This is a genomic window from Streptomyces iakyrus, from assembly GCF_000717055.1.
In the GTDB taxonomy this organism is placed as follows: Bacteria; Actinomycetota; Actinomycetes; order Streptomycetales; family Streptomycetaceae; genus Streptomyces; species Streptomyces iakyrus.
The window spans coordinates 143,582-169,328 of sequence record NZ_JNXI01000012.1 but is presented as its reverse complement, the minus strand read 5'-3'; the positions used below and the strand labels follow the sequence as shown (position 1 = coordinate 169,328).

Below are 25,747 nucleotides of genomic sequence, written 5' to 3'. Positions count from 1 at the left end.
CTGAATGAGGGGCGCGGGGAAGTGCGCGATCAGCCGCACACGACCCGCACTCGCCGAACCACCGGTCAGATCCGCGGCGGTCGCGCCTCGTACGGCGTGGACAGCACCACCGTCGTCCGCGTGGACACCCCGGCCAGCGACCGCAACCGGGCCAGCAGCTCCTCCAGCTCGTGCGGCGTCGCCACTCGCACCTTCAGGATGTAGTTCTCGTCGCCCGCGACGCTGTGGCACGCCTCGATCTCGGGCACGCCGGCCAGCCGGTCCGCGATGTCGTCCGGCGCGCTGGGATCGAACGGTTTCACCGAGATGAACGCCGTCATCGGCAGCCCCACGGCCTCCGGGTCGACGACCGCGGCATAGCCCCGGATGACACCCCGCTGCTCCAGCCGCCGCACCCGCTGGTGCACGGCCGACGTGGACAGCCCCGTGGCCTTGCCCAGGTCGGTGTAGCTCATCCGCCCGTCCTTGACGAGCAGCTGCACGATCTGTCGGTCCAGCTCCTCCATGGCGCAAGAACCTACAGGGCGGTTGATCTCCTCGGATACCTGAGCAGCCCAGGTCATGCCCGGTTCGTGATGTGGCCGGAAGCCGACGGTCAGCCGTCCGGGGGACAAATGCGCCGCAGTGGACACCTGCACGGGGCATGTGACGAACGCCACAGGCCTCGAACGGTCTCCGTGATGTTCTCGTGATTACCGCCCAGGGGTGACGGGAAGTGCTTGCTGTGGTCGAGGCCGCAGTGCCTGATACGGCCCAGCCCGAGGGGGAGAACACAATGCAGAGTCTTAAGCGCCCTGGTCGCACCGCACCCAAGCGGCAGCAACTCGTCGTCGAGCCCGAGCCGGAGGGCGTCGAACCCGACGCCTACGACGACGAACCCGACGCCTACGACACGTTCGAGATGTTCCGGGTCGTCTGCCCGGACTGCGCGCAGCCCATCGCCCTGCTGGCGGACGAGGAGGTTCTGCCGGAGCACGCGCTGTGCGCCTCGCCGTGGAACCCCTTCGGGCTCACGGTCTGCGCCGGGACCGGCCGCAGGGCCACGGACGCCCACGCCGCGGACGAGTCCGCGGAACCGCAGGAGCAGGACACCGCACTGCTGTTGACGCTCCCTCAGGGGCTCGACTGGCGGACCCAGCCCTTCTCGCACGTCGGCGGCCCGGGCTCACGCCCCATCAGGGTTCCGGTCATGCGCCGCGCGGCCTGAGCGCGGGCTCTCCCGAGCCGTTCGCTCCACACCCGTAGCTGAACCGCACCGCGGCTCGCGGATCGCCGTGGTGCGGTTCGGTGTGCCCGGAACCGGGTGCGGAACTGAACGAACGCCCGATTCCGTCATCCGGTGACCTGTCCGGGGTTTGCCGCGTTGCCCTGGTATGACCCCCATCTCCTCAGCGACCGGGCGTCAGCGCCTCCTGTACGTCCCGCCGCCCGCAGAATCGGTTCGGCCGGCCCCGCCCCGCCACCAGGACCCGCCGATCTACCGCGACTTGATGCGGACCTGGGCCGAGGGCGGCCGCACCCTTCCGGGCCGGCACGACCCGGAGTGGATGCGGCTCGCGGCCCCCTGGCGGGGCCTCGACCAGTTCAGCGTCCCTCTGGACCCACGAGATGGCGGGCGATGACCATCCGCTGGATCTGGTTGGTGCCCTCCACGATCTGCAGCACCTTGGCCTCGCGCATGTAGCGCTCGGCCGGGAAGTCGGCGGTGTAGCCGTAGCCGCCGAGGATCTGCACGGCGTCGGTGGTGACCCGCATCGCCGTGTCCGTGCAGTGCAGCTTGGCCATGGCCGCCTGCCGCGCGAACGGCCGGCCCGCGTCCTTCAGCCGCGCCGCCGCGAGGTAGAGCGCACGGCCCGCCTCGATCTGCGTCGCCATGTCGGCGAGCATGAACCGCAGCCCCTGGAAGTCGGCGATCGGCTTGCCGAACTGGCGCCTTTCGGCCGCGTAGGCGAGCGCCTCGTCGAGCGCGGCCTGTGCCACACCGATCGCGCACGCCGAGATGCCGAGCCGCCCCGAGTCGAGCGACGACAGGGCGATCGCGAAGCCCTGCCCCTCCTCGCCGATGCGGCGGTCGTCCGAGACGCGGACGCCGTCGAAGTGAACCTGTGCGGTGGGCGAGCCCTTCATGCCCATCTTCTTCTCGGGCACCGCGGCGCTCAGCCCCACGGCGTCGCCGGGCACCAGGAACGCGCTGATCCCGCGGGGGCCCTCCTCGCCGGTGCGTGCCATCACCGTGTAGAAGTCCGCGATGCCGCCGTGCGTGATCCAGGCCTTGGTGCCGGTGATCACCCAGTCGTCGCCGTCCCGTACGGCCTTGGTGCGCAGGGCCGCCGCGTCCGAGCCGGAGTGCGGCTCGGAGAGGCAGTAGGCGCCGAGCAGGCCGCCGCCGAGCATCGCGGGCAGGTGCTCGACCTGCTGCTCCTTGGTGCCGTACGCGGCAAGCGCGTAGGAGGCCAGGGAGTGGACGCTGACGCCGAGGCCGACGGTGAGGCGGGCCGCGGCGAGCTCCTCCAGGACCTGGAGGTAGACCTCGTAGGGCTGGTCACCGCCGCCGTACTCGGAGTCGTACGGCAGGCCCAGCAGCCCGGAGCGGGAGAGCAGGGTGAACAGCTCGCGCGGGAAGCGGCCGGCGTCCTCCTCCTCGGCCGCCTGCGGGGTGATCTCCTGCTGCGCGATGTCGCGCACGAGTGAGATCAGGTCCCGGGCCTCCTCCGTGGGCAGTTGTCGGTCCACCGGCTGCGGGGCGCGGTCGGGCATGGCGACGCTCTCCTCCCTGTCGGGCACTGGCGGACGGGCCCATGGGTGGGGGCGGCGCCGCCGGGTCGTTCTGGTGCCTGGCCGATGCTTGCAGTCCCGGGTCTCGAGAGCTGCTGACCAGCGGCTGTGCGCTGTGAGTATGCCCGATCGGAGGCATCCCGTCACCAGTTAACGACCGCTCACTTCAAGAATAGGCCGCGCGCGACGGGAGCGGCGGAATTGGTCCGCACCATTGACCCAACTGGTCTAGTCCTCCTACTGTTTCGCTCCACCGATTCACCGCGTTCATGCCAATCGGCGCGCGTTCCCCTCTCCCCACGAGGAGACACCGGATGCACACCCCCCACCGTTCCCGCTTCCGGGCCATCGTGTCCGCGGCCTGCTGCGCCGTCCTCGGCGCCGGTCTGCTGGCCGGCGCGGGCACCTCCGCCACCGCGGCGACCTCGGCTCAGGAGGCCGCCGCCGGTTCGAAGGCCGCTCCCGGCGCCAGGGCCGCCGGATCCAAGGTCATCGGGTACTTCACCGAATGGGGCACCTACGACCGCAAGTACTACGTCAAGAACATCGAGACGTCCGGATCGGGCAGCAGGCTCACCCACATCAACTACGCCTTCGGCAACGTCACCGGCGGCAGGTGCGCCATGGGCGACGGCTACGCCGCCACCGACCGGGCCTACACCGCCGCCGAGTCCGTCGACGGCAAGGCCGACACCTGGGACCAGCCGCTGCGCGGCAACTTCAACCAGCTGCGCAAGCTGAAGCAGAAGCACCCGGATCTCAAGGTCCTGTGGTCCTTCGGCGGCTGGACCTGGTCGGGCGGCTTCGGTGAGGCCGCGAAGAACCCGGCCGCCTTCGCCCAGTCCTGCTACGACCTCGTCGAGAACTCCAAGTGGGCGGACGTGTTCGACGGCATCGACATCGACTGGGAGTACCCGAACACCTGCGGCGCCACCTGCGACACCAGCGGCAAGGCCGCCTTCAGGAACCTGATGCAGGCGCTGCGGGCCAAGTTCGGTCAGCGGAACCTCGTGACCGCGGCGATCACCGCCGACGCCACCCCGGGCGGAAAGATCGACGCGGCGGACTACGCGGGCGCCGCCCGGTACGTCGACTGGTACAACCCGATGACGTACGACTTCTTCGGCGCCTGGGACGCGGCCGGTCCGACGGCCCCGCACTCGCCGCTGACCTCGTACTCCGGCATCCCGAAGGCGGACAACCACAGCTCGGCGACCATCGCCAAGCTCAAGGGCCTCGGCATCCCCGCGTCCAAGCTGCTGCTCGGCATCGGCTTCTACGGCCGAGGCTGGACGGGTGTCACCCAGGCGGCCCCCGGCGGCACCGCGACCGGCCCGGCGGCGGGCACGTACGAGCAGGGCATCGAGGACTACAAGGTGCTCAAGAGCACGTGCCCGGCGACGGGGACGGTGGCCGGCACGGCGTACGCCAAGTGCGGCGGCAACTGGTGGAGTTACGACACCCCGGCGACCATCGGCACCAAGATGAACTACAAGAACCAGCAGGGACTGGGCGGCACGTTCTTCTGGGAGCTGAGCGGCGACACCTCGAACGGTGAGCTGATCAAGGCCATCCGGTAGCGCGCCGAGCGAGGGGCGGAGGTCCGGCGGACCCTCCGCCCCTTTCTCATGCGCCCCGGCGGGCGGGCTGCGGTGCCGGATGGGCGGGGTCGAGCTCCTCGATCGCGCGCAGGACGCCGCCGAGGGTCTTCACGAGCAGCTCGCACATGGTGTCGCGGGGCAGCTCGGGGCGGTCGATCCATTCCAGCGTGGCCCCCTCGACACCGCACACCCAGGACAGCAGGCCCATCCGCGCCAGCGCGGCGACGTCGGCCCGGCCGTACGCACCCTCGGCGATGGTGGTCACGACGGCCTCGCGCACTCCGTCACGGATGGCGTGCACCTCGGTGTCGAAGCCGACTCCGCCGCTCACGATCGTGCGGTACGCGGCCTGGTTGTGCTCGGCGTAGCGCAGATAGCTGTCGACGGTGCGCTGGACCCGGTCGACCGGGGGCAGTTCCAGACCGCTCGCGGCCAGGGTGAGCAGCTCGGCGACCGAGTCCTGGATGATGGCCAGGTAGTAGCCCCGCTTGGACTGGAAGTAGTAGTAGATCAGCCCCTTGGCGACGTGCGCCTGCCGGGCGATGTCGTCCATCGACAGCGCGTCGTAGGACGTGTCGGCGAACAACCTCCGCCCGATGGCGATGAGTTCGGCACGGCGCGCCATCGAACGCTCGGTGCCGCGGGCCCTGGGACGCGCGGCGGGCTGGGGGCTGATATTCAATTTCGACCCTGGTCTCAACGGGCGGGGTGGGACCTCCGCAGTATGGCAGGCCCCACTCCCGGTCCGTGGGTCAGGTCACAGCAGCCCCAGCTGGGTCACGAGCATCGCCACGACCACGACGAGGGCCCAGCCCATGAGGTGCTCGACGACCTTCGGACCGTCGTCCTGAGGGCCGCCGGTGCGGACGCGTGGGGCGGTCGCTGAGTGTGCGGTCATGGCTTCTCGCTCATTCGGTGGTACGGACGGACTCCCCCGGAGTTCCGTCCACCTTGCCACCGGACGCGGCTTTTGCGGCCGAGAGCTTGCTCACACGCGGACGCCCACGGCCGCCAGCGCCTTGGTCTGGGCCGCGCTCGGGCGCGCCGGGAAGTACAGGTAGCAGACGCCTCCCGTGCCCGAGACGACCTTGCCGGAGGCGTTGTACCGCTTGGTCCGGAGCCAGATGTTCTCCCACTCGCGCCGGCGGTAGACGCGCCGTACGGCCTCGTTGCTCGCCGAGAAGGGGTCGTTGGCGATGACGTCGCCGTCGGCGGTGAAGCCGATGACGGTCATCAGGTGCCCTGCGGTGCCGTAGCCGGCGCCCGTGAGCTCCTCCTTGAGGAACGACTGGGACGTTATGGCCGGGATGCCCGCGGCGATGAGCGTCTCCAGGTCGGTGAGCGAGCCGAGCCGGGTGACCACGCCCCGCAGGTCCTTGAACGTGGCCGCGTAGGCGGCGTTGAACGGCCAGTTGCCGCAGCCCCCGTACTGGTAGTCGTAGGTGAAGCGGGCCGCGTGGCAGACCTGTGGGTCGGCGTACGAGGGATCGACCCAGGCCAGCTGTCCGTCGGTGAGCCGGCCGCCCCAGTACTCGATGACCATCTGGGAGGACGTCGGGCTGCACCAGGCCTCGCCTCCGTTGTCGTACTCGGGGTACTGGCCCTTGTGGATCTCCTGCGAGTAGCGCGGGACGGCCAGTTCCTTCGCGAGGCGGGGCACGGACGCCGGGACGGTGAACCGGTCGGGCACGTCGGAGCCCATGACACCGAGCCGCCACACGGTCGGGGTCGCCTTGGTGCCGGGCTTGCGGTAGAGGGTCAGGCGCAGCCGGTACGACGTGAGGCGCAGACCGGTGGAGGCGTCGTCGATCGCCAGGGTGTCGGTCCAGACGGTGCTCTTGCCGTCGCTCTGGTCGTCGACCGAGGTGCGCCGGATGTCCTGGTCGCCGGCCGCCCAGCGGGCCATCACGTACCAGGGGGTGCTTGTGCCGTCGGTGTAGGTGCCCTTGATCTCGACCTGGATCCAGGTGCCGGCCGGGGTGCGCGCGTTCCACGTGACGATCGCCTCGGTGGCGGGGACGGCGAGCCGGTGGACGGGGGACGTCCAGGTGCCGTACTGCCAGTCCGCGGTCTTGCCGGTGTGCGGATCCGTGTAGGCGGCGGTTCCGGCGGGCTTCGCGATCACCAGGCCCGGGAGGCTACCCGCGACGGCCCCGGTGCCCTTTGCGGTACCGCCGCGCCAGTCGCCGTACGAGACCCAGGCCCGGTTGTCGACGGTGCGGGCCGGGACGGCCCGGGCGGGATCGGTGGCGTCGGTCGTCACGGGGGCCTCGGGGTCGGCGGCCGCCGGACCCGCGCCCGCGGTGACGGCGGCGGCGACCGCGGCGACCAGGACGGTTCGGCGGGAGGGCGGTTCGGCTCTGCGCATGACGGGGACCCCCGGATGTCGGAGTCGGGCAGGAGCGGGGCAAGGCCGTGCACGGCCGGTCGTATCCGTGCGTGCGCCACATATGAGCACAGCCCGCCGTGTCCTGCCAGCACTTCGACGCGCGCCGCGCCCACCAATATTGGCGTCGACCAGTGGCATCCGTGCCGGACCCCGTCGTTAGAGTGCTGAGCGAGATGAATCCCTCCTTCCGCCCCGCACCGGGCCCCGCCGTCCGCGACCTGGCCGCCCGCATCCGGCGCCTCTCCCCCTCCTGCGGCCCGGTCCGGCTCGTCGGCGTCGACGGGCACGCCGGGTCCGGAAAGAGCACGTTCGCCGGGCAGTTGGCCGCGGCGCTGGGCGGTGCGCCGGTGCTGCGCCTCGACGACATCGCGAGCCACGACGCGCTGTTCGACTGGACCGGCCGGCTGCTGGAGCAGGTGATCGAGCCGCTGTTCCACGGCCGGACCGCGCACTACGCCCCCTACGACTGGCGGGCCCGCCGCTTCGGTCCGCCGCGTCCGCTCCCGCCGGCCCCGGTGCTCCTCGTGGAGGGCGTCGGCGCCGGGCGCCGGGCGCTGCGCCACCACCTGGCCCTGCTGCTGTGGATGGAGCTGCCGCGCGAGGAGGCCTGGGCACGAGGAAGGTCCCGTGACGGCGAGGAACAGCGGGAGTTCTGGGACCGGTGGGTTCCGGCGGAGTGCCGGCATTTCGCCGACGATCCCTCGCGGCCGTTCGCCGACCTCCTGGTACGGCAGCGAGACGAGGGATACGAGGTGCTCGCGGGGCCTGCTGGGACCGTTGGACCGGACCAGTCCCTCACGCACGGTGACGAGCCGCCCGCTGTGTGCTGAACTTGTGAAGGCACTTGCGGGGCAAGTTGCCGGAGTGCTTCAACTCGGCTTGACCGCTGGGCCGGACAGGTCTTACGTTCTCAATGTGCGGCATCGGAGCCGCCCGCAGACGCGAAGCCCCCGGTTGTTCCCCCGTGATCGGGGGCTTCGTTCTGCCCTCTTCCGGTTTCACGGCCGCCTCGGGGCGCCGGACGCTCACCCTGGGTCACCGCGCGCGGGTGCGCCGCGTCCCCTCCCACCTCGCCGAACGGCCTGTGCGGCACCCTACGGGCGCGCCGCCCCCGCAGGTACGATGCCCTCGTCGCGACCTACGGACGGTTGCTTCGCGCACGGTGCAACTCCGGTCCGTGGCACAGCGGTTCGAGCAGGGCAGCGCCGGCTGGGGGACGGCTCGTTGGCATACCGACGGGGGCACGCTTTGTGGGGGACGTGATGGACTTCGGCACGCAGGGCCCTCAGGCCCCGGCCGACCTCGCCTGGCTGCGAGGCGTGGACGCCTACACCATGGGCGCGTATCCGCAGGCGGAGGAGGAGTTCCGCGCCGCCGTGCGCATGGACTCCGGGATGGCCGACGGCTGGCTGGGGCTGCACGCGCTGCGCGTCGACACGACGACCGCGCTGCTGCGGATGTTCCGGCACCGGGACCGTTTCGGGGAGCAGCGCTCCCGCTACCGCCGCACGCTCAACTCCTGGTACTGGCTGGGCTGGTGGGTGCAGCCCGTGCTGGAGAGCCCTCGCGATCTGCTGCTCGCGCACGCCTCCCACTGGCTGGACGGCCGCCACGTCCCCGAACTGGACCAGGCCCTCGCCGGGCTGCCGCCCGTCGACACCGACCCCCAGGTCCGCTTCCTGCACTCCTGCCGCGCCTACCTGGTCAAGGACTGGGAGCAGCTGGTCCGCCACACCGATCCGCTGCTCGGCGATCCGATGCTCGGCATCGAGGCCGGCCTGTTCGGCGGCATGGCCCGGGTCCGCCTGGAGATGTACGGCCAGGCCGAACCGCTGCTGTCCGCCGCGCTGATGCGCTGCCGCAGCGAGCAGCCGCAGCGCAAGGAGCTGCGCTACTGGCTGGCCCGGGCACACGAGGGCACGGGCCGCAGCGCCGCCGCGCTCCCCCTGTACCGGGCCGTGCATCGCGTCGACCCGGCCTTCATGGACACCGCCGCCCGGCTCGCCGCCATCGCCGAGGGCGACGGGTACGACGACGTCACGGACCTCGCGGCGATCACACTCACCGGCGCGGGCCAGGACGCCGTGGACGGACCGGACGGGTTCGATCCGCTCTTCGGCATCGAAGGGCGCGACCTGAGACTGCCCGAGCCCGAGCTGTCGGTCGCTCCCCTGCCGCCGGTGACCGGCCCGCCGGTGCGTGAGCGGACCGGCCCCGTCCCCTCCCTGCCCGCCGGGCCCACCGACCCGGCGTTACTGGAGGAGGCGCTCGCCGAGCTGGAGCGCATGGTGGGGCTGGAGCCGGTGAAGCGCCAGGTCAAGGCGCTGTCGGCCCAGTTGAACATGGCCCGGCTGCGGGCCGGGCAGGGCCTACCGGTCCAGCCGCCGAAACGCCACTTCGTCTTCTCCGGCCCCTCCGGCACCGGCAAGACCACCGTCGCCCGCATCCTCGGCCGCGTCTTCTACGCTCTCGGGCTGCTCGGCGGCGACCATCTCGTGGAGGCCCAGCGGGCCGACCTGGTCGGCGAGTACCTCGGGCAGACGGCGGTGAAGGCGAACGACCTGATCGACTCGGCCCTCGGCGGTGTCCTCTTCGTCGACGAGGCCTACTCGCTGTCCAACTCGGGCTACGGCAAGGGGGACGCGTACGGCGACGAGGCCCTGCAAGTGCTGCTGAAGCGCGCAGAGGACAACCGCGACCACCTCGTGGTGATCCTGGCCGGCTACCCGGAGGGCATGGACCGCCTGCTCGCCGCGAACCCCGGGCTGTCGTCCCGGTTCACCACCCGCGTCGACTTCCCCTCGTACCGGCCACTCGAACTCACCGAGATCGGCAAGGTGCTCGCAGCGGAGAACGGCGACCTGTGGGACGACGAGTCCCTCGACGAGCTGCGGTCCATCGCGGGGCACGTGGTGGACCAGGGGTGGATCGACGAGCTGGGGAACGGGCGGTTCCTGCGGACGCTGTACGAGAAGAGCTGCGCGTACCGGGATCTGCGGCTGTCGGTGTGTCCCGGGGCGTTGAGCAGGGACGACCTGGCGACGTTGCGGCTGCCGGATCTGATGCAGGCGTACGGGGAGGTCTTGTCGGGGCGGGGACCGCAGGACCCGTCGGCTGGGTGAGTTCGTCGGCCCCGGGCCGGTCGGGGCTGGTCGCGCAGTCCCCCGCGCCCCTGAGTGGGTGCCGTGAAGGCCGGTCGAACTGCGCGACCGGCCCCCACGACGCCAGGAGCTGCACTGCTAGGTCGCCAGCACCTCTTCACCGGACCTCGGCTCGGTCAGCTTCACCTCGCGCACCTCACGATGCGCGGGATCCCGCACCTCCCCCACCAGCAGTTCCAGCACGTCCTCCAGGGCGACCAGCCCGAGCACCTTGCCGGACGCGTCCGCCACCTGGGCCAGATGGGTCGCCGCCCGTCGCATCACCGTCAGCGCGTCGTCGAGCGGCAGCTCGGGCCGCAGGGTGGTCATGGGACGCCACAGGTGCTGCGGGACGGCCCGGTCCGAGTCCTCCAGGTCGAGGACGTCCTTGACGTGCAGGTAGCCCATGAACGCGCCGGTGTCCGCGGCGACCGGGAACCGGGAGTAGCCCGTGCGGGCGGTGAGCTCGACGATGCGCCCGGGCGTGACCGACGGGCTGACCGTGACCAGGGACTCCCGCTTCAGCAGGACGTCCGTCACCGGGCGGGAGCCCAGCTCCAGGGCGTCCTCCAGGCGTTCGGCCTCCTCGGGGTCGAGCAGGCCCGCCTGGCCGGCGTCCTCCACCAGCCGGTTGAGCTGCTCGCTGGTGAAGACGGCCTCGACTTCGTCCTTGGGCTCGACGTGGAAGAGCCGCAGGATGCCCTGCGAGACCGCGCCGAGGGCGGCGGTGATGGGCTTGCAGAAGCGCGCGAACCAGACCAGGCCGGGGCTGAGCCACAGCGCGGCCTTTTCCGGCGCCGCCATCGCCAGGTTCTTCGGGACCATCTCGCCGATGACGAGGTGGAAGAAGACCACCGCGGCCAGCGCGATGACGTAGGTGAGCGGGTGGATCATGCCGTGCGGCAGGTGGATCCACTCGAAGACCGGCTCCAGCAGGTGGGCGACCGTCGGTTCGGCGACCGCGCCGAGGGTGAGGGAGCAGACGGTGATGCCGAACTGGGCCGCCGCCATCATCTGCGGCAGCCGCTCCAGCCCGTAGAGGACCTGCCGGGCGCGGGCGGTGCCGAGCGGTTCGATCTGGCTGCGGCGTACGGAGACCAGCGCGAACTCGGCGCCGACGAAGAAGCCGTTGGCGAGTACGAGCAGCGCGGCGAACAGAAGTTGGAGCACGCTCATCGGACGGCCTCCGCCATGGAGACCACCGGGGCGGTCCGTACCAGCCGGACCCGTTCCGCGCGGTAGTGGCCGACCTGGCGCACCGCCAGCCGCCAGCCGGGCAGTTCCGCCTTGTCGCCGACGGCCGGGATGCGGCCCAGCAGGTCGGCGATGAGGCCGGCGACGGTCTCGTACGGGCCCTCGGGCACGTCGAGGCCTATGCGCTGCAGGACGTCGACCCGGCAGCTGCCGTCGACGTCCCAGGCCGGCCTGCCGTCGTCCGGCGGCGCGGCGGCCAGCTCGGGCAGGTCGTGTCCGTCGTGCTCGTCGCGGACCTCGCCGACGATCTCCTCGACGATGTCCTCCAGCGTGACGACCCCGGCGGTGCCGCCGTACTCGTCGACGACGACCGCGATGGGCTGCTCGCTGCGCAGGCGGGTGAGGAGCGGCCGTACGGGCAGCGTCTCGGGGACGAGCAGCGCCGGTCGGGCTATGTCCCCGACGGGGGTGCGCAGCCGGTCCTGGACGGGCACGGCCAGGGCGTCCTTGAGGTGGGCCATGCCGACGACCTCGTCGATCTTCTCCCGGTAGACCGGGAAGCGGGACAGGCCGGTGGCGCGGGTCAGGTTGACGACGTCCAGGGCGGTGGCCGAGGACTGCAGGGCGCTGACCTTCACGCGCGGCGTCATCACGTGCTGCGCGGTGAGCTCGCCCAGCGACAGGGTCCGCACGAACAGGTCGGCCGTGTCCTGCTCCAGGGCGCCGGCCCGGGCCGAGTGGCGGGCCAGGGAGACGAGCTCCCCCGGGGTGCGGGCGGAGGCCAGCTCCTCGGTGGGTTCGATGCCCAGGGCGCGCACGAGCCGGTTGGCGACGGCGTTGAGGCCGGCGATGACCGGGCGGAACAGCCGGGCGAAGACGTGCTGCGGGCCCGCGACGAAACGCGCGACCTGCAGCGGCCGGGACACCGCCCAGTTCTTGGGCAGCAGCTCGCCGATCACCATCTGCACGGCGGAGGCCAGCAGCATGCCGACGACGACGGTGACACCGGAGACGGCTCCCTGGGGGATGCCGATCGAGGTGAACGGGCCGTGCAGCAGCTCGGCGAGCGCCGGTTCGGCGAGCATGCCGACGACGAGCGAGGTGATGGTGATGCCGAGCTGGGTGCCGGAGAGCTGGAAGGACAGTTCCCTGAGTGATGCGACGACCCGGAGGGCGCGCCGGTCGCCTTCGGCGGCGGCCTTCTCGGCCTCCGCCCGCTCGACCGTCACGAGTCCGAACTCGGCCGCCACGAAGAATCCGTTGGCGAGAATCAGCAGGAACGCGGCTGCCAGGAGCAGCAGGGGGGTGGTCATGGTGCCGCCGCCTCCGCACGGTCGCGAACCTCGGCCACGAGGTCCGCGCTATGTCGGCAGGGGGCGGCGCAGGTACTGCAGGACGATCCGTCCATCGCCGGAGGGGGTCACTCCTCGGTTAGCAGGAGCCTCTGCGCACCGGTCGGGGCGACAGAAGCGGAGGCGCATCCTTCACGCCTCCGCCAACAGATTAATCAAGACATGGCCCGGTTCGGCAGTGGCGGCCGCCCGGAGGATCCCGCGAGTCAGCTCTGGTGCCGGTCGGGGCCGGCTGTGGAACGGGCCTCGACGAGCGCCCGCAGCGCCCGGGCGTCGGCGATCGCACGCTGCTTGGCCAGGCCCGGCTGGATGCCCAGAGCAGGCAGGCTGGTGCCGTCGCTGAGGTTGAGGAACACCCAGGGGTCGCCCGGCCGGAGGGTCACCTGGAGGATCTCCGCCCACTCCAGCCGGCGCTTGTTCGTGAGATTGACGACAGTGACGCCGCCCTCGTCGACGACGACCTTGGGACGCGCCAGGACCAGCAGCACGGCGTCCAGCAGGAGCGCCGTGAAGATGAAGCTGACGCGTTCGCCGGGGCTGAGCTGCTTCAGCAGCATCGCGACGGCCGTGATCACCACGAAGATGGCGACGGCCGCGGTGAGCAGCACCACGCGGGTGCTGCCCGGCCGGAACGTGACGGGCAGGGTGGGCAGATCGGACATCTCGCGTACGCCCCTCAGAGACGGCAGGCGTGGATGGCCGTGGTCAGGATGGCCCGGGCGCCAATGTCGTACAGGTCGTCCATGATCCGCTGGGCTTCCTTGGCCGGGACCATGGCGCGGACGGCGACCCATCCCTCGTTGTGCAGCGGGGAGACGGTCGGGGACTCCAGGCCGGGCGTGAGGGCGACGGCCTTCTCCAGCTGCTCGACGCGGCAGTCGTAGTCCATCATCACGTACGTCCGGGCGACGAGGACGCCCTGGAGGCGGCGCAGGAACTGCTGCACCTTGACGTCGTCGGCGTCCGCGCCGGTGCGGCGGATCACCACGGCCTCGGACTTCATGATCGGCTCGCCGGCGACCTCCAGGCCCGCGTTGCGCAGCGAGGTGCCCGTCTCGACGACGTCGGCGATGACCTGGGCGACGCCGAGCTGGATGGCCGTCTCGACGGCACCGTCGAGGTGGACGACGGAGGCGTCGATGCCGTGCTCGGCGAGGTGCGCCGCGACGATGCCCTCGTAGGAGGTGGCGACGGTCTTGCCGGACAGGTCGGCCAGGCCGCCGATCGTGCCGGGCTTGGCGGCGTAGTGGAAGGTGGAGCGGGCGAAGCCGAGGGCGAGGATCTCCTCGGCTTCGGCACCGGAGTCGATGAGCAGGTCCCGGCCGGTGAGGCCGATGTCCAGCTGCCCGGAGGCGACGTAGATCGCGATGTCGCGGGGGCGGAGGTAGAAGAACTCGACCTCGTTGACCGGGTCGACGATCCGCAGTTCCTTGGACTCCCGGCGCTGCTGGTAGCCGGCCTCATGCAGCATCTCCGCCGCAGGGCCGGACAGGGAACCCTTGTTGGGGACGGCGATGCGCAGCATGAGGTCGGCTTCCTTTGCGTGGAGTCGTACGGGGACGGGTGCGGCTTACAGGTGGGCGTAGACGTCGTCGAGGGAGATGCCGCGGGCGACCATCATCACCTGGACGTGGTACAGCAGCTGCGAGATCTCCTCGGCGGCGGCTTCCTTGCCCTCGTACTCGGCGGCCATCCACACCTCGGCGGCCTCTTCGACGACCTTCTTGCCGATGGCGTGGACGCCCTTCTCGACCAGTTCTGCGGTGCGGGAAGTGGCGGGATCACCCTGGGCGGCCTTGTGCTGGAGCTCGGTGAAGAGCTCCTCGAACGTCTTCTTGGACATGGTGACGCTCAGCCTATGCCACAGGTGGCTTCCGTCAGCGCCAGGGTTCGGATACTGAGCGGAGGGTGGCCGCGGTCGCCACCGCCGCCGTCACCGCCTCGTGCCCCTTGTCCTCGTTGGAGCCCTCGATGCCGGCGCGGTCCAGGGCCTGCTCCTCGGTGTCGCAGGTGAGCACGCCGAAGCCGACGGGGACGCCGGTGTCGACGGAGACCTGGGTGAGGCCCTGGGTCACGCCCTGGCACACGTACTCGAAGTGGGGGGTTCCGCCGCGGATGACGACGCCGAGGGCGACGATCGCGTCGTAGCCGCGGCCCGCGAGGACCTTGGCGACTACCGGGAGCTCCCAGCTGCCGGGAACCCGGAGCAGCGTCGGCTCGTCGATGCCCAGGTCGTGCAGGGCGCGCAGGGCGCCGTCCACCAGTCCGTCCATCACCTTCTCGTGCCACTGTGCCGCGATGACGGCGACCCGGAGGTCACCCACATTGCGTACGGACAGCTCCGGTGCACCCTTGCCGCTCACGTTGCTCCTCTAGTGCTCTGTTACTGGTTGCCGCAGGCCGGCACGGTGGTCGTGTCCAGCCAGGGCAGGTCGTGGCCCATCCGGTCCCGCTTGGTGCGCAGGTAGCGGAGGTTGTGCTCGCCGGCGTTCACGGGCATCGGCACACGGGCCTTGACCACGATGCCGTGGCGGACGAGCGCGTCGGTCTTGTCGGGGTTGTTGGTCAGCAGCCGGACGCCGCGAACGCCGAGGTCGGCGAGGATCTGCGCGCCGGCGGCGTAGTCGCGGGCGTCGGCGGGCAGGCCGAGTTCGAGGTTGGCGTCGAGGGTGTCGCGGCCGCGTTCCTGGAGTTCGTAGGCGCGCAGCTTGGACATCAGGCCGATGCCGCGGCCCTCGTGTCCGCGCAGGTAGACCACGACGCCGCGGCCCTCCTCCTGGATGCGGGCGAGGGAGGCGTCCAGCTGGGGGCCGCAGTCGCAGCGGGCCGAGCCGAAGACGTCACCGGTGAGGCATTCGGAGTGGACGCGGACGAGGACGTCCTGGCCGTCGCCGATCTCGCCGTGCACCAGGGCGACGTGCTCGACGCCGTCGACCGTGGAGCGGTAGCCGTGTGCGGTGAAGGTGCCGTGGGCGGTGGGCAGTTGGGTCCTGGCCTCGCGGCGGACGGTGGGTTCGCTGCTGCGGCGGTAGGCGATCAGGTCCTCGATGGAGATGATCGTCAGGCCGTGCTTGCGGGCGAAGGGGATCAGCTCGGGCAGGCGCAGCATGGTGCCGTCCTCGCCGGCGATCTCGACGATCGCGCCGGCCGGGCGCAGGCCCGCGAGCCGGGCGAGGTCGACGGCGGCCTCGGTGTGGCCGTTGCGGGTGAGGACCCCACCGGGCCGGGCGCGCAGCGGGAAGATGTGGCCGGGGCGGACGAAGTCGTCTGGCCCGGAGACACCGTCGGCGAGGAGCCGGAGCGTGGTGGCGCGGTCGGAGGCGGAGATGCCGGTGCTCACGCCGTGCGCGGCGGAGGCGTCGACGGAGACCGTGAAGGCGGTCTTCATCGACTCGGTGTTGTCCTCGACCATCTGCGGGAGGTTCAGCCGGTCCAGTTCGTCGCCCTCCATGGGGGCGCAGATCAGGCCGCGGCACTCGCTCATCATGAAGGCGACGATCTCGGGGGTCGCCTTCTCGGCGGCGATGACGAGGTCGCCCTCGTTCTCCCGGTCCTCGTCGTCGACGACCACGACGGGACGGCCGGCCGCGATGTCGGCGATGGCCTGCTCGACGGGGTCGAGGGCGAACGTCTCGACGTCGTCGGTGCTGTACAGGGCGGTTGTGGCGCTCATGCCGGCGCTCCTTCCAGGGTCGGCCGCGCGGCCTGACGCGAGCGCAGCCACCAGTCGCGCAGGCCCCACAGGACGAGCGCGCCGTAGATGACGTAGACGAAGCCGGAGAAGGCGTAGCCGTTGGCGAAGTTGAGGGGGACGCCGACGAGGTCGACGAGCAGCCAGGCGAACCAGAACTCGACCATGCCGCGGGCCTGGGCGTACATGGCGACGATCGTGCCGACGAAGATGTAAGCGTCCGGCCACGGGTCCCAGGAGAGGGTCGGGTACGTCTTGAACAGCAGCGCCACCGCGACCGTGCCGACGGCGGCCGCCGCGGCCATGGCCGCGCGCTCGCGCCAGGTGGCGAACCGGACGGCGATATGGCCGTCGCCTCCCTGCTCCTTGCCGCGCTGCCACTGCCACCAGCCGTAGAGGGCGACGATCATCACGACCGCCTGCTTGCCCGCGCTGCCGGTGAGGTGGCCGAAGAAGGCACCGAAGAGGATGAGGCCGGCCAGGAACTGCACGGGCCAGGTCCAGATGGAGCGCCGCCAGCCGAGGGCGAGGGCGGCCAGGCCGAAGAGGTTGCCGACCATGTCGGACCAGAGGATGTGCTGGCCGAAGAGGACGAACGCCTCGGAGTTCAGCGAGTTCACCGGGTCGCCCCCTGCGCGCGGTCGCCCAGCATCCGCTCGACGTACTTGGCGATGACGTCCACTTCGAGGTTGACCGGGTCGCCGGGCTGCTTGTGGCCGAGCGTGGTCAGATCGAGGGTGGTGGGGATGAGGCTGACCGTGAAGTAATCGGGGCCTGCGTCGACGACCGTGAGGCTGATGCCGTCGACGGTGATGGAGCCCTTCTCGACCACGTAGCGGGTGAGGTCGGCGGGCAGGGAGATCTTCACGATCTCCCAGTTCTCCGAGGGCTTGCGCTCCAGGATCTCGCCGGTGCCGTCCACGTGGCCCTGCACGATGTGCCCGCCGAGGCGTTCGCCGACGGCCATGGGGCGTTCTAGGTTGACCCGGGATCCTGCCTTGAGGGCGCCGAGGCTGGAGCGGTTCAGCGTCTCGGCCATGACGTCGGCGGTGAATTCGTCGCCTTCGTGGTCGACGACCGTGAGGCAGACGCCGTTCACGGCGATCGAATCACCGTGCTTGGCGCCTTCGGTGACGACCGGGCCTCGCAGGCGGAAGCGACAGGCGTCGTCGAGGGTCTCGACGGCGGTGACCTCGCCCAGTTCTTCGACGATTCCGGTGAACACTTCCCGGGTCCTCCTGCCTCTTCGGGCACGGACTCCGGGGCTGTCGATGACGACAGAAGTACGAGCAGGGACACCGGGGACGACGCCGGACGAAGTCCGCCACGGGGACGGACTTCTCGGCGGCGCGCACGAATGCCCGCTCGCCGCGCACTGCCTCCCATCCGGACTTTAACCGTCGGTCCAGGAATTTCACCTGGTCAACCGGCCGCTGGAGGCGACCGGGTCGCGGACTGTAACCGCCGGTTCGGACTTTCACCGACCCCGGAGTGCGCTGCTACTGGTACAGGGCCAGTGTGCCACGCCTGATCGCGGTTCAGAGAGGCCCCGCGTGTGGGCTGCCTCACAGGCCGCGTCGCACCCCTTCCCGAGCGCGACCGGCACCCCAACTCGCGCGGCCGGCCGACCTCTTGGGATTTCGCATTGGTACACACCTATTGACGATGTGGTCTAGTCCTTTCTAGGGTCATCGCCAGGGTCGGCTCAACCCACCACTGACCGGCCCGGCGGCGGTGACGACGGCCCTTGCCCGCCGTCGGGCCTTCCCACGCCCGGCGTGCGGCTCTCTGGCAGGGTGAGGCGTATGACCACGACCACCGCCGAGGAGTTCGAAGTCCACCGGCCCCGGCTGTTCTCGCTCGCCTACCGGTTGCTGGGCTCCGCCGAGGAGGCCGAGGACGCGGTCCAGGACGCCTACCTGCGCTACCGCGGCGCCGAGCGGGCGGAGATCGAGCACCCGGCGGCCTGGCTGGCCAAGGTCGTCACCAACCTCTGCCTGAATCGGCTCACCTCCGCGCGGGCCCGGCGCGAGCGGTACGTCGGGACCTGGCTGCCCGAGCCCGTGGTCACCTCGGACGGCACGCTCGGCCCGCTGGAGTCCGCGGAGCAGCGGGACGCCGTGTCGATGGCGATGCTGGTGCTGCTGGAGCGGCTGACGCCGACCGAACGGGCCGTGTACGTGCTGCGGGAGGCGTTCGGCTACGGGCACCGGGAGATCGCCGGGGTGCTGGACCTGAGCGAGGCCAACTGCCGTCAGCTGTACCGGCGTGCCGTGCGGCGGGTGGGCGAACCGCAGGCCCGGTTCGAGCCCGCCCCCGAGCGCCAGAAGGAGCTCGTCACGTCGTTCATCACGGCCGCCCGTGACGGGGACCTGGCCGGGCTGGAGAAGCTGCTCGCGGCCGACGCGACCTGGTGGAGCGACGGTGGCGGAAAGGTCACCGCGGCGCGGTGGCCCATCGAGGGCGGACCCGGGATCGCCCGCTTCCTGGCGGGCGGCGGGCCGAAGTTCGCGCGGGGCCTGGACTTCGTGCCGACCGAGGTCAACGGGGCGCTGGGGCTGGCGAGCTGGGCGGGCGACACGCTCGTCGGACTGTCGGTGATCGAGGTGCGCGACGGGCTGGTGACGGGTGTGCGTGCCGTGGTCAACCCGGAGAAGCTGGCGTTCGCACGGCGTCAGCTCACCCGGCCGTAAAACCGCGGGGCGCGCTTGTCACATTCGGCGGGGGTTGTTCGGTCTCAGTCGGAGAGGGGCGCTCCATCCGGGAGCGCCCGGCGTCCGAAGGGGCTGAACAGCATGACCAGGATCCTGGTGACCGGCGGCACCGGAACGCTGGGGCGGCTCGTCGCCGAGCGGTTGCGCGCGAGCGGCCACGAGGTGCGGGTGCTCAGCCGGCACAGCGAGCCGTACGCGGTGGATCTACGGGCGGGCGGAGCCGGACTGGACACGGCCGTCGCCGGTGTGGACACGATCGTGCACTGCGCGACGGCACAGAAGGGGGACGAGCAGGCGGCTCAGAACCTGATCAGGGCGGCGCGCGGTGCGGGCGTGCGGCATCTCGTCTACGTGTCGATCGTGGGTGTCGACGAGGTGCCGTTCCCGTACTACCGGAGCAAGCTCGCGGTGGAGAGGCTGATCGAGGAGTCGGGGCTCGGCTGGACCGTACTGCGGGCGACGCAGTTCCACGATCTTCTGATCATGATGTTCCAGGGGCTGTCGAAGCTGCCCGTGATGTTCCTCCCGGCGGGGGTGCGGGACCAGCCGGTGGAGGTGGCCGAAGTCGCGGACCGGCTGGTCGAGCTGGCGGCGGCCGCGCCGGCGGGGCGGGTCGAGGACATGGGCGGGCCGGAGGTACGGCCGCTGGAGTCCTTCGCCCGTGCGTATCTGAAGGCGTCGGGCCGTCGGCGAGCGGTGGTGAACGTACCGCTGTGGGGAGCGGCGTACCGGGGCTTCCGGAGCGGGGGCCACTTGACGCCGCGACGGGCGGTGGGTGAGGGATCGTTCGAGGAGCACTTGGAGAGGCGGTTCGAGGGCGGCCAGGTCCAGGCGGGTAACGGGCCGTCCGGGGTCTGAGGGGGGAGGACGGAGGGGGAAGGACGGAGGGGACGGTCCCGGGCCTGACTGCCTATCGGCCCGGGGAAGGCCGGGGCGGGGGCCCTCCGGGCGCGAAGAGTTCCTCCTGAGCGCGGTCCCTGGCCGTCAGCAGCGCGCCGCGCAGGACCGCGCCACCGCCCAGGGAGGTGGCGCGCACCTCCGTGGGCAGTGGCGTCATCCGGGCGATCCGGTCCTGCACCCGCGTGGCGAGGACGGCGCCGCCGGCCTGCCCGACCTCCCCGCCGAGGACCACGCATCCGGGGTCCAGGATGGCCACGACCGAGGCGACGCCGACGGCGATACGGTCGGCGAGGGCGTCGAGGAAACGGGCGGCGGGGGCGGGACCTGCCGGCGGGACCGCGCCGACCGCCCCCTCCGGCATCCGATCCGGCGGGACCGCGCCCGGCACCACCCCCGACACCCGGTCCGGCGAGACCGCCCCCGCCACCACCCCCGACACCCGGTCCGACGTGGCCGCGCCCGGCGCCGCCTCCGGCACCCGGCCCGACGGGACCACCGCGCTCGGTGCCCGGCCCACCGCCTCCCTCATCACCGCGGCGGCAGCACGCACCACCCCCACCACGGAGGGCTCCTGTCCCGCCACCACCGGAACCCCGCACGCCACCGCGAGGTCCACGACCGCGGCAGCGGAGGCCAGGGAATGGAAGCCGCCCTCGCAGTCCGTCGAGGTCGGCAGCGCGCTCGTACCCGGGACCGGCAGGAAGCCGATCTCTCCCGTGCCGCCGGAGGCGCCGCGCCGCAGGGCGCCGTCGAGGACCACGGCCGCCCCCGTTCCATGGCCCAGCCACAGCAGGACGAACGTGTCCCGGTCCCGGGCCGCCCCGTCGCGCTGCTCGGCCAGCGCCGCGAGGTTGGTCTCGTTCTCGACGCTGACGCGGGCCTCGGGCAGCCGATCCTGGAGGGTGGCGACGAGCCGGCGGTGCCACTTTGGCAGCCCGGTGGAGTCGCGCAGTTCGCCGCTGGACGGGTCGATCAGACCGGGCGCCCCGATCCCCACGGTGTGCAGGCGGTCGGCACCGGCCTCCTTCGCCACGCGCTCGACCAGCGTGACCGCCTGTTCCACGGCGGGACCCGTTCCGGTGTCTCCGCCGATCGGCACCGAGGCCTCGGCCAGCACCCGCCCCACCAGGTCCGCGACGGCCACGGCGACGCCTTCGGTACGGACGTCGAGGGCGGCCAGGTGGGCCCGGTCGGCGACGATGCCGTACACCTTCGCGTTGGGGCCGCGCCGCTGCTCCCCCGCCTCGCCGACCACCGCGATGAGTCCGGCGGCGGTGAGGCGTTCGACGAGGTCGGCGACGGTCGGCCGGGACAGACCGGTCAGCTGCTTCAACTGCCCTGCCGTCAACGGGCCTTCCTGCTGGAGCAGACGCAGGGCGAGCCGGTCGTTGATGGCCCGGGCGGTGCTCGGGGATGCGGGCATGCCGGGATCCTTCCAGATCGGCGGAGCCGTTCACCGGGGCCCGCCGGGAGACCCTCTTATTATCAGGCAGGGTTCCTGATAGTTTACGCCCGCACCAGACACGAGCACGGCAGAGACCTGGAGGGGGACCGCAGAATGGGCAAGGTGGCCGACGAACAGCGCGAGGTGAAGCGGTCCCGGTACGCCGTGGCCGCCGTCTTCGCCGTGCACGGCGCCGTGACCGGCTCGTTCGCGACCCGTGTGCCGTGGATCCAGGACCACGCGGGCGTGAGCGCGGGCCAGTTGGGGATCGCCCTCGCCTTCCCCGCGCTCGGCGCGTCCGTGGCGATGCCCCTGGCCGGCAGCATCAGTCACCGCTTCGGCGCGCGCAACGCCCTGCGCGGACTGATCGCCCTGTGGACGCTGTCACTGGTCCTGCCGTCGCTCGCCCCGAACCTTCTGACGCTGTGCCTGGCCCTGTTCACGTACGGCGCGACGGCGGGCATGGCGGACGTGGCGATGAACGCGCTGGGGGTCGAGGTCGAGAACCGCCTCGGCCGGTCGATCATGTCCGGGCTGCACGGCATGTGGAGCGCCGGTGCCCTGGTCGGCTCGGCGGCCGGCACCCTCGCCGCACACCTCGGCTCGGACGCCCGGCTGCACCACATCCTGGCCGCCGCGGTCCTCACCGTCGTCGGCGTGGCGTCCTGCCAGTGGGTGCTCGACCTTCAGCCCGCCGAGGACGAGGAGCCGCCGCCGCGCTTCGCGCTGCCGCCCCGCTCGGCACTGCTCATCGGCGCGATCGGGTTCTGCGCGGTGTTCGCGGAGGGCGCGAGCCTGGACTGGTCGGCGGTCTACCTGCGTGAGCAGCTGGAGACCTCGGCCGGTCTCGCCGCGGCCTGCACGACGGGCTTCACGCTCACGATGGCCGTCGCCCGGCTCGCCGGTGACCGGATCGTCGACCGCTTCGGTGCCGTGCGGACGGTGCGGGCGAGCGGTGTGTTCGCCGTCCTCGGCGGGCTGCTGATCGTCGTCGCGGACCATCCGGCGGTGGCCATGAGCGGGTTCGCGCTGATGGGCCTGGGCATCGCCGTCGTCGTGCCGCTGTGCTTCGCTGCGGCCGGCCGCAGCGGATCCAACCCGAGCCTGGCGATCGCGGGCGTCGCGACCATCACCTACACCTCGGGGCTGATCGCGCCGAGCGCGATCGGCATGCTGGCGCAGGCGACCAGTCTGATGGTGTCGTTCTGCCTGGTGACGGTGCTGTCGTGCGGCCTGGTGGCGTTCGCCGGTGTGCTCCGCCCCGGCGAGCGGACGAAGATCGGCCGACGGGACGCGGTGGTTCCCGACCGGCGGCCCTGAAGCCGCTGCACGGCCTGGAACAGCACCGGGCGCGCCCAACGCCCGCACCCGGCGACGCTCAGCCGTTCACCATGATCGGAGAGTCGGGTGGGCCGTCCCTCAACAAGCGCGGCAGCAGCTCCGGCAGCTCGGTCGGCCTCAGCACATCCGAGGTCGTGACCAGTTCCGCCGCGGTCCACCAGCGGTGCCCTGTGATCGCTGCCTTCTCGATCTCCTCGAATGCCGAGGTGTCGACCTCGAACGCATGCACCCGGGCCATGTAGTAGCGCTGGCGGACCTCGTAGGCCACGCCGCCCCGGACCGTTGTCCACGGACGCCCTCGCCATATCTCCGGCCCCAGCGAGACGTGCGTCAGCCCGGTTTCCTCCCGCAACTCCCGCAGGGCTGCCTGTTCATGGCTCTCGCCCGGGGCTAGTCCGCCTCCAGGGGTGAACCAGCGGACGGAACCGTCGTCCTTGTTCCTGGCCGAGAACAGCAACAGCCGATCGGCGTCGTCCAGCAGCACCACGCGCGCGCTCGGGCGCGGCACCAGCCTTCCCTCCGGCATCACCACCTCGTCAGGGTAGAACCACGCCGGCGACCGCCCACCGAGGGGCGCCCAGGTCGGCACTGACGTGTGCGGAGCACTTCCGGCCATCCCTGACAATGGTCCGGACATAAACAGCCCCACGACGAAAGCGACACCCGATGGATCTCGGCGTCCGCTGGAAACTGCACGGCGACGGACGCACCCCGGCGCCCGGCGCGGTGGTCCGCCCCGACGAGCGGCTCTCCTGGCCCCGTACGGCCGGGCTCGGTGCCCAGCACGTCGTGGCGATGTTCGGGGCGTCCTTCGTGGCGCCGGTCCTGATGGGTCTGGACCCGAACCTCGCGATCATGATGTCGGGCGTCGCGACCGTCGTGTTCCTGCTCGCCACCCGCGGCAGCGTGCCCAGCTACCTGGGATGCTCGCTCTCCTTCGTCGGTGTGGCGGCGGTGATCCGCGCACAGGGCGGCAGCAGCGCGACCGTCACCGGCGCGGTGTTCGTCGTCGGGGGCGCGCTGTTCCTGGTGGGGCTGGCCGTGCGGCGCTTCGGGGCGCGGATCATCCACGCCACCATGCCGCCCATCGTGACCGGCGCGGTGGTGATGCTGATCGGCTTCAACCTGGCGCCGGTGACGGCCTCGACGTACTGGCCGCAGGACCAGTGGACGGCCCTGCTGGTGATGCTGTTCACCGGTCTGGCGGTCGTCTGCCTGCGCGGCTTCTGGTCCCGGATCGCGATCTTCCTGGGGCTGGTCTTCGGGTACGGCATCTCCTGGGTCTTCGACCTGGTCTTCGGCAAGATCCACTCCGTGGACGCGAGCGGCGAACTGACCGACCACTGGCGGCTCGACCTCTCCGGCGTGGGCAAGGCCGACTGGATCGGGCTGCCCACACTGCACGCCCCGTCATTCGAGTGGTCGGCGGTCCTGGTCGCCCTGCCGGTCGTCATCGCGCTGGTCGCGGAGAACGCCGGGCACGTGAAGGCGGTCGGCGAGATGACCGGCGACTCGCTGGACGACAAGCTCGGCACGGCGATCGCGGCCGACGGCGTCGGCTCGATGCTGTCCACCGCGGTCGGCGGCCCGCCCAACACGACGTACTCCGAGAACATCGGCGTGATGGCCGCGACCCGCGTGTACTCGACGGCCGCCTACTGGGCCGCCGCCGGTTTCGCCCTGCTGTTCGGCGTCTGCCCGAAGTTCGGCGCGGTGGTGGCGGCGATCCCGGGCGGTGTGCTCGGCGGCATCACCGTCATCCTGTACGGCATGATCGGCCTGCTCGGGGCGCAGATCTGGATCAACGCCAAGGTGGATCTGCGCAATCCTCTGAACCTGGTCCCGGCCGCCGCGGGCATCATCATCGGGGTCGGCAACGTCTCCCTGAAGTTCTCGGACACGTTCTCGCTGAGCGGCATCGCGCTCGGCACCATCGTCGTCATCACCGGCTACCACGCCCTGCGGGCCTTCGCCCCGGCCCACCTGAAGACGCAGGCGCCCTTGCTGGACGAGGGCACCTCCTCCTACGACGACGCCAAGTCGTAGGCGTACGAGGCCGTGAACGTCCCCGGTCTGCCCTTGCAGCCGTCCGACTCCCCCGGCAGCTTCACCCACAGGTAGGCGTCGATCCGGGCCTCGCCCGTGTTCAGGGTCGGGGTCCTGCCCAGTTTGCGGCCCGCCGGGTCGCACCACTCGCCGTCGGCCGGGGCGCCGTTGCCGTTGCGGCTGGTGTCGATGACGGCGCCGAGGCCCGCCGGTCCGCCGAGCACGTCGAGGACCCGCCGGTCGTAGGCGACCTCGTCGGCGGTGGTGTGGAAGTTGGAGACGTTGCTGAAGATGCCGTCGGAGGACTCGGGTGAGGCGGCACCGGCCTGTCTGAGCCAGGCCGCCTGCTTGCCGGGCGCGTTCCAGCCCGAGTGCCCCGCGTCGTAGTAGACCCGGGCGCGGGGGTTGGCGCCCTTCAGGACCCGGCCGGCCCGGGCCAGCGAGGCGAAGCGGTCCGCGCGTTCACCGGCGGAGAGGCACTCGGCCTGGGCGACGGAGTCGGGCTCCAGGACGACGATGACCTCGTCCGAGCCCAGCCCGGCCGCGAACCGGTCGATCCAGGCGTCGTAGGCGTCGAGGCCGGGCGCCCCGCCCTGGGAGTGGCCGCCGCAGTCCCGGCCGGGGATCGTGTACGGCACGACGACGGGCACCCGGCCCAGCGCGGCCCCGCCCGAGGTCACGGCGGCGACCCGGGCGGTGACGGTGTCCGGGGCGTAGTCGGCGAACCAGACGGCCGCGGGCTGCTCGGCGATACGGGAGGCGATGACCGCGTGGCGGGGGTCGCGGGAGTGGGAGCGGACCCACTCCAGGACCTGGGAGTCGGGGTGGCGGTAGAGCCGTCCGGCAACGGCTGTGCGGTGCTCCCGCTTCTTCGCCGGCTTCGAGGGCGTGGGAGTTGTCGTCCGGCGCGCGGACGGGGACGGCGAGAGCGGGGCGGACGCGGTGGTGGCCGGTGCGGACCGCGTCGGCACCGCCGGCAGCGGCGCCGGCCGGGGTGAGGCCGACACCTCGGGAGGACCGGCCTCGTCGGAGGCCCGTCCGCCGTCGTCGAACGCGGCGAGGGCCCCCGCGACCGCGCCGGCCACGACGACGAGCGAGGCCGCCACGACCATCGCGCCACGCCGGGCGGCACGCCTGCGCACCGCCCTGCGGGCGGCCAG

General features: G+C 71.7%; 26 protein-coding genes and 1 riboswitch. Of the genes, 9 read left to right on the top strand and 17 right to left on the bottom strand.

What is annotated here, in order from left to right; all coding sequences use genetic code 11:
• Positions 1-65: 65 nt before the first annotated feature.
• Positions 66-506, bottom strand: coding sequence for an Lrp/AsnC family transcriptional regulator (locus OO68_RS19680; protein WP_004002750.1), 441 nt, complete (start codon positions 504-506; stop codon positions 66-68).
• A gap of 269 nt (positions 507-775) precedes the next feature.
• On the opposite strand from OO68_RS19680, the gene OO68_RS19675 reads away from it, so the two are divergent.
• Both OO68_RS19675 and OO68_RS48735 read left to right on the top strand, forming a co-directional pair.
• A complete protein-coding gene (locus OO68_RS19675; protein WP_033309711.1) occupies positions 776-1,207 on the top strand; it encodes a hypothetical protein in 432 nt (143 codons plus the stop codon).
• 166 nt (positions 1,208-1,373) lie between these two features.
• Positions 1,374-1,622 carry a hypothetical protein gene (locus OO68_RS48735; RefSeq protein WP_078625374.1) on the top strand — a complete coding sequence of 83 codons (249 nt, stop codon included), beginning with the start codon at positions 1,374-1,376 and terminating at the stop codon, positions 1,620-1,622.
• On the opposite strand, the gene OO68_RS19670 is transcribed toward OO68_RS48735, so the two are convergent.
• Positions 1,585-2,757: an acyl-CoA dehydrogenase family protein gene (locus OO68_RS19670; protein ID WP_033309710.1), complete on the bottom strand. Its 1,173-nt coding sequence runs from the start codon at positions 2,755-2,757 to the stop codon at positions 1,585-1,587. The genes OO68_RS48735 and OO68_RS19670 overlap by 38 nt on opposite strands.
• 332 nt (positions 2,758-3,089) lie before the next feature.
• On the opposite strand from OO68_RS19670, the gene OO68_RS19665 reads away from it, so the two are divergent.
• Positions 3,090-4,355 (top strand): glycoside hydrolase family 18 protein, encoded by a 1,266-nt coding sequence (locus tag OO68_RS19665; RefSeq protein WP_033309709.1) that lies wholly within the window; start codon positions 3,090-3,092, stop codon positions 4,353-4,355.
• Between the two features lie 46 nt (positions 4,356-4,401).
• On the opposite strand, the gene OO68_RS19660 is transcribed toward OO68_RS19665, so the two are convergent.
• From OO68_RS19660 to OO68_RS19655, 3 genes are all read right to left on the bottom strand, one after another.
• Positions 4,402-5,058, bottom strand: coding sequence for a TetR/AcrR family transcriptional regulator (locus OO68_RS19660; protein WP_033309708.1), 657 nt, complete (start codon positions 5,056-5,058; stop codon positions 4,402-4,404).
• A gap of 75 nt (positions 5,059-5,133) precedes the next feature.
• A complete protein-coding gene (locus OO68_RS45525; protein WP_106974374.1) occupies positions 5,134-5,274 on the bottom strand; it encodes an SCO1431 family membrane protein in 141 nt (46 codons plus the stop codon).
• A 90-nt stretch (positions 5,275-5,364) separates the two neighbouring features.
• Entirely contained in the window at positions 5,365-6,744 is a 1,380-nt protein-coding gene (locus tag OO68_RS19655; RefSeq protein WP_033309707.1) for a C39 family peptidase, read from the bottom strand.
• A 194-nt stretch (positions 6,745-6,938) separates the two neighbouring features.
• On the opposite strand from OO68_RS19655, the gene OO68_RS19650 reads away from it, so the two are divergent.
• The gene (locus OO68_RS19650; RefSeq protein ID WP_033309756.1) at positions 6,939-7,595 is read left to right on the top strand and encodes a uridine kinase family protein; all 657 of its coding nucleotides are present in this window, start codon (positions 6,939-6,941) and stop codon (positions 7,593-7,595) included.
• A gap of 432 nt (positions 7,596-8,027) precedes the next feature.
• The gene (locus tag OO68_RS19645) at positions 8,028-9,887 is read left to right on the top strand and encodes an AAA family ATPase (RefSeq protein ID WP_033309706.1); all 1,860 of its coding nucleotides are present in this window, start codon (positions 8,028-8,030) and stop codon (positions 9,885-9,887) included.
• A gap of 117 nt (positions 9,888-10,004) precedes the next feature.
• Here the strand turns inward: OO68_RS19645 and OO68_RS19640 are convergent, their stop codons facing one another.
• From OO68_RS19640 to OO68_RS19600, 9 genes are all read right to left on the bottom strand, one after another.
• Entirely contained in the window at positions 10,005-11,081 is a 1,077-nt protein-coding gene (locus OO68_RS19640) for a hemolysin family protein (RefSeq protein ID WP_033309705.1), read from the bottom strand.
• Positions 11,078-12,412: a hemolysin family protein gene (locus OO68_RS19635; RefSeq protein ID WP_033309704.1), complete on the bottom strand. Its 1,335-nt coding sequence runs from the start codon at positions 12,410-12,412 to the stop codon at positions 11,078-11,080. The genes OO68_RS19640 and OO68_RS19635 overlap by 4 nt, the downstream gene beginning before the upstream one ends.
• A 245-nt stretch (positions 12,413-12,657) precedes the next feature.
• Positions 12,658-13,113, bottom strand: coding sequence for a PH domain-containing protein (locus tag OO68_RS19630; RefSeq protein ID WP_033309703.1), 456 nt, complete (start codon positions 13,111-13,113; stop codon positions 12,658-12,660).
• A 14-nt stretch (positions 13,114-13,127) separates the two neighbouring features.
• Complete coding sequence (gene hisG, locus OO68_RS19625; RefSeq protein WP_033309702.1) at positions 13,128-13,976, bottom strand: ATP phosphoribosyltransferase; 849 nt, start codon at positions 13,974-13,976, stop codon at positions 13,128-13,130.
• Positions 13,977-14,021: 45 nt separating this feature from the next.
• On the bottom strand, positions 14,022-14,294 hold the full coding sequence (locus OO68_RS19620; RefSeq protein ID WP_003988914.1) for a phosphoribosyl-ATP diphosphatase: 273 nt from the start codon (positions 14,292-14,294) through the stop codon (positions 14,022-14,024).
• A 34-nt stretch (positions 14,295-14,328) separates the two neighbouring features.
• On the bottom strand, positions 14,329-14,814 hold the full coding sequence (gene ribH / locus OO68_RS19615) for a 6,7-dimethyl-8-ribityllumazine synthase (RefSeq protein WP_030038615.1): 486 nt from the start codon (positions 14,812-14,814) through the stop codon (positions 14,329-14,331).
• Between the two features lie 20 nt (positions 14,815-14,834).
• Positions 14,835-16,124, bottom strand: coding sequence for a bifunctional 3,4-dihydroxy-2-butanone-4-phosphate synthase/GTP cyclohydrolase II (locus OO68_RS19610; RefSeq protein ID WP_033309701.1), 1,290 nt, complete (start codon positions 16,122-16,124; stop codon positions 14,835-14,837).
• A complete protein-coding gene (locus OO68_RS19605) occupies positions 16,121-16,762 on the bottom strand; it encodes a nicotinamide mononucleotide transporter family protein (protein WP_033309700.1) in 642 nt (213 codons plus the stop codon). Before OO68_RS19605 ends, OO68_RS19610 begins: the two co-directional genes overlap by 4 nt.
• Positions 16,759-17,367, bottom strand: a complete 609-nt coding sequence (locus tag OO68_RS19600; RefSeq protein WP_033309699.1) for a riboflavin synthase — start codon at positions 17,365-17,367, stop codon at positions 16,759-16,761. Before OO68_RS19600 ends, OO68_RS19605 begins: the two co-directional genes overlap by 4 nt.
• A 143-nt stretch (positions 17,368-17,510) precedes the next feature.
• Positions 17,511-17,641: riboswitch (FMN riboswitch) on the bottom strand.
• 306 nt (positions 17,642-17,947) lie between these two features.
• Between OO68_RS19600 and OO68_RS19595 the strand changes: the two genes are divergently transcribed.
• A complete protein-coding gene (locus OO68_RS19595) occupies positions 17,948-18,835 on the top strand; it encodes an RNA polymerase sigma-70 factor (RefSeq protein WP_033309698.1) in 888 nt (295 codons plus the stop codon).
• A gap of 102 nt (positions 18,836-18,937) precedes the next feature.
• Positions 18,938-19,714, top strand: coding sequence for an SDR family oxidoreductase (locus OO68_RS19590; protein ID WP_033309697.1), 777 nt, complete (start codon positions 18,938-18,940; stop codon positions 19,712-19,714).
• Positions 19,715-19,766: 52 nt separating this feature from the next.
• Here the strand turns inward: OO68_RS19590 and OO68_RS19585 are convergent, their stop codons facing one another.
• A complete protein-coding gene (locus tag OO68_RS19585; protein ID WP_033309696.1) occupies positions 19,767-21,179 on the bottom strand; it encodes an ROK family transcriptional regulator in 1,413 nt (470 codons plus the stop codon).
• A 135-nt stretch (positions 21,180-21,314) separates the two neighbouring features.
• Here OO68_RS19585 and OO68_RS19580 point away from each other — a divergent pair, with 135 nt between their 5' ends.
• Positions 21,315-22,520, top strand: a complete 1,206-nt coding sequence (locus OO68_RS19580; RefSeq protein WP_033309695.1) for an MFS transporter — start codon at positions 21,315-21,317, stop codon at positions 22,518-22,520.
• Between the two features lie 58 nt (positions 22,521-22,578).
• Here the strand turns inward: OO68_RS19580 and OO68_RS19575 are convergent, their stop codons facing one another.
• Positions 22,579-23,067, bottom strand: coding sequence for an NUDIX hydrolase (locus OO68_RS19575; protein ID WP_033309755.1), 489 nt, complete (start codon positions 23,065-23,067; stop codon positions 22,579-22,581).
• Between the two features lie 140 nt (positions 23,068-23,207).
• On the opposite strand from OO68_RS19575, the gene OO68_RS19570 reads away from it, so the two are divergent.
• Complete coding sequence (locus OO68_RS19570; RefSeq protein ID WP_033309694.1) at positions 23,208-24,587, top strand: uracil-xanthine permease family protein; 1,380 nt, start codon at positions 23,208-23,210, stop codon at positions 24,585-24,587.
• On the opposite strand, the gene OO68_RS19565 is transcribed toward OO68_RS19570, so the two are convergent.
• Positions 24,566-25,699 (bottom strand): glycoside hydrolase family 6 protein, encoded by a 1,134-nt coding sequence (locus tag OO68_RS19565; protein WP_033309693.1) that lies wholly within the window; start codon positions 25,697-25,699, stop codon positions 24,566-24,568. The genes OO68_RS19570 and OO68_RS19565 overlap by 22 nt on opposite strands.
• Positions 25,700-25,747: the final 48 nt, after the last annotated feature.

Excerpts from the sequence above, each read along its gene's own strand:
- OO68_RS19680 (WP_004002750.1), bottom strand. The coding sequence starts at position 506 with ATGGAGGAGCTGGACCGACAGATCGTGCAGCTGCTCGTCAAGGACGGG.
- OO68_RS19675 (WP_033309711.1), top strand. The coding sequence starts at position 776 with ATGCAGAGTCTTAAGCGCCCTGGTCGCACCGCACCCAAGCGGCAGCAA.
- OO68_RS48735 (WP_078625374.1), top strand. The coding sequence starts at position 1,374 with ATGACCCCCATCTCCTCAGCGACCGGGCGTCAGCGCCTCCTGTACGTC.
- OO68_RS19670 (WP_033309710.1), bottom strand. The coding sequence starts at position 2,757 with ATGCCCGACCGCGCCCCGCAGCCGGTGGACCGACAACTGCCCACGGAG.
- OO68_RS19665 (WP_033309709.1), top strand. The coding sequence starts at position 3,090 with ATGCACACCCCCCACCGTTCCCGCTTCCGGGCCATCGTGTCCGCGGCC.
- OO68_RS45525 (WP_106974374.1), bottom strand. The coding sequence starts at position 5,274 with ATGACCGCACACTCAGCGACCGCCCCACGCGTCCGCACCGGCGGCCCT.
- OO68_RS19655 (WP_033309707.1), bottom strand. The coding sequence starts at position 6,744 with ATGCGCAGAGCCGAACCGCCCTCCCGCCGAACCGTCCTGGTCGCCGCG.
- OO68_RS19650 (WP_033309756.1), top strand. The coding sequence starts at position 6,939 with ATGAATCCCTCCTTCCGCCCCGCACCGGGCCCCGCCGTCCGCGACCTG.
- OO68_RS19645 (WP_033309706.1), top strand. The coding sequence starts at position 8,028 with ATGGACTTCGGCACGCAGGGCCCTCAGGCCCCGGCCGACCTCGCCTGG.
- OO68_RS19640 (WP_033309705.1), bottom strand. The coding sequence starts at position 11,081 with ATGAGCGTGCTCCAACTTCTGTTCGCCGCGCTGCTCGTACTCGCCAAC.
- OO68_RS19635 (WP_033309704.1), bottom strand. The coding sequence starts at position 12,412 with ATGACCACCCCCCTGCTGCTCCTGGCAGCCGCGTTCCTGCTGATTCTC.
- OO68_RS19630 (WP_033309703.1), bottom strand. The coding sequence starts at position 13,113 with ATGTCCGATCTGCCCACCCTGCCCGTCACGTTCCGGCCGGGCAGCACC.
- hisG (WP_033309702.1), bottom strand. The coding sequence starts at position 13,976 with ATGCTGCGCATCGCCGTCCCCAACAAGGGTTCCCTGTCCGGCCCTGCG.
- OO68_RS19620 (WP_003988914.1), bottom strand. The coding sequence starts at position 14,294 with ATGTCCAAGAAGACGTTCGAGGAGCTCTTCACCGAGCTCCAGCACAAG.
- OO68_RS19610 (WP_033309701.1), bottom strand. The coding sequence starts at position 16,124 with ATGAGCGCCACAACCGCCCTGTACAGCACCGACGACGTCGAGACGTTC.
- OO68_RS19595 (WP_033309698.1), top strand. The coding sequence starts at position 17,948 with ATGACCACGACCACCGCCGAGGAGTTCGAAGTCCACCGGCCCCGGCTG.
- OO68_RS19590 (WP_033309697.1), top strand. The coding sequence starts at position 18,938 with ATGACCAGGATCCTGGTGACCGGCGGCACCGGAACGCTGGGGCGGCTC.
- OO68_RS19585 (WP_033309696.1), bottom strand. The coding sequence starts at position 21,179 with ATGCCCGCATCCCCGAGCACCGCCCGGGCCATCAACGACCGGCTCGCC.
- OO68_RS19580 (WP_033309695.1), top strand. The coding sequence starts at position 21,315 with ATGGGCAAGGTGGCCGACGAACAGCGCGAGGTGAAGCGGTCCCGGTAC.
- OO68_RS19575 (WP_033309755.1), bottom strand. The coding sequence starts at position 23,067 with ATGCCGGAGGGAAGGCTGGTGCCGCGCCCGAGCGCGCGCGTGGTGCTG.
- OO68_RS19570 (WP_033309694.1), top strand. The coding sequence starts at position 23,208 with ATGGATCTCGGCGTCCGCTGGAAACTGCACGGCGACGGACGCACCCCG.
- OO68_RS19565 (WP_033309693.1), bottom strand. The coding sequence starts at position 25,699 with ATGGTCGTGGCGGCCTCGCTCGTCGTCGTGGCCGGCGCGGTCGCGGGG.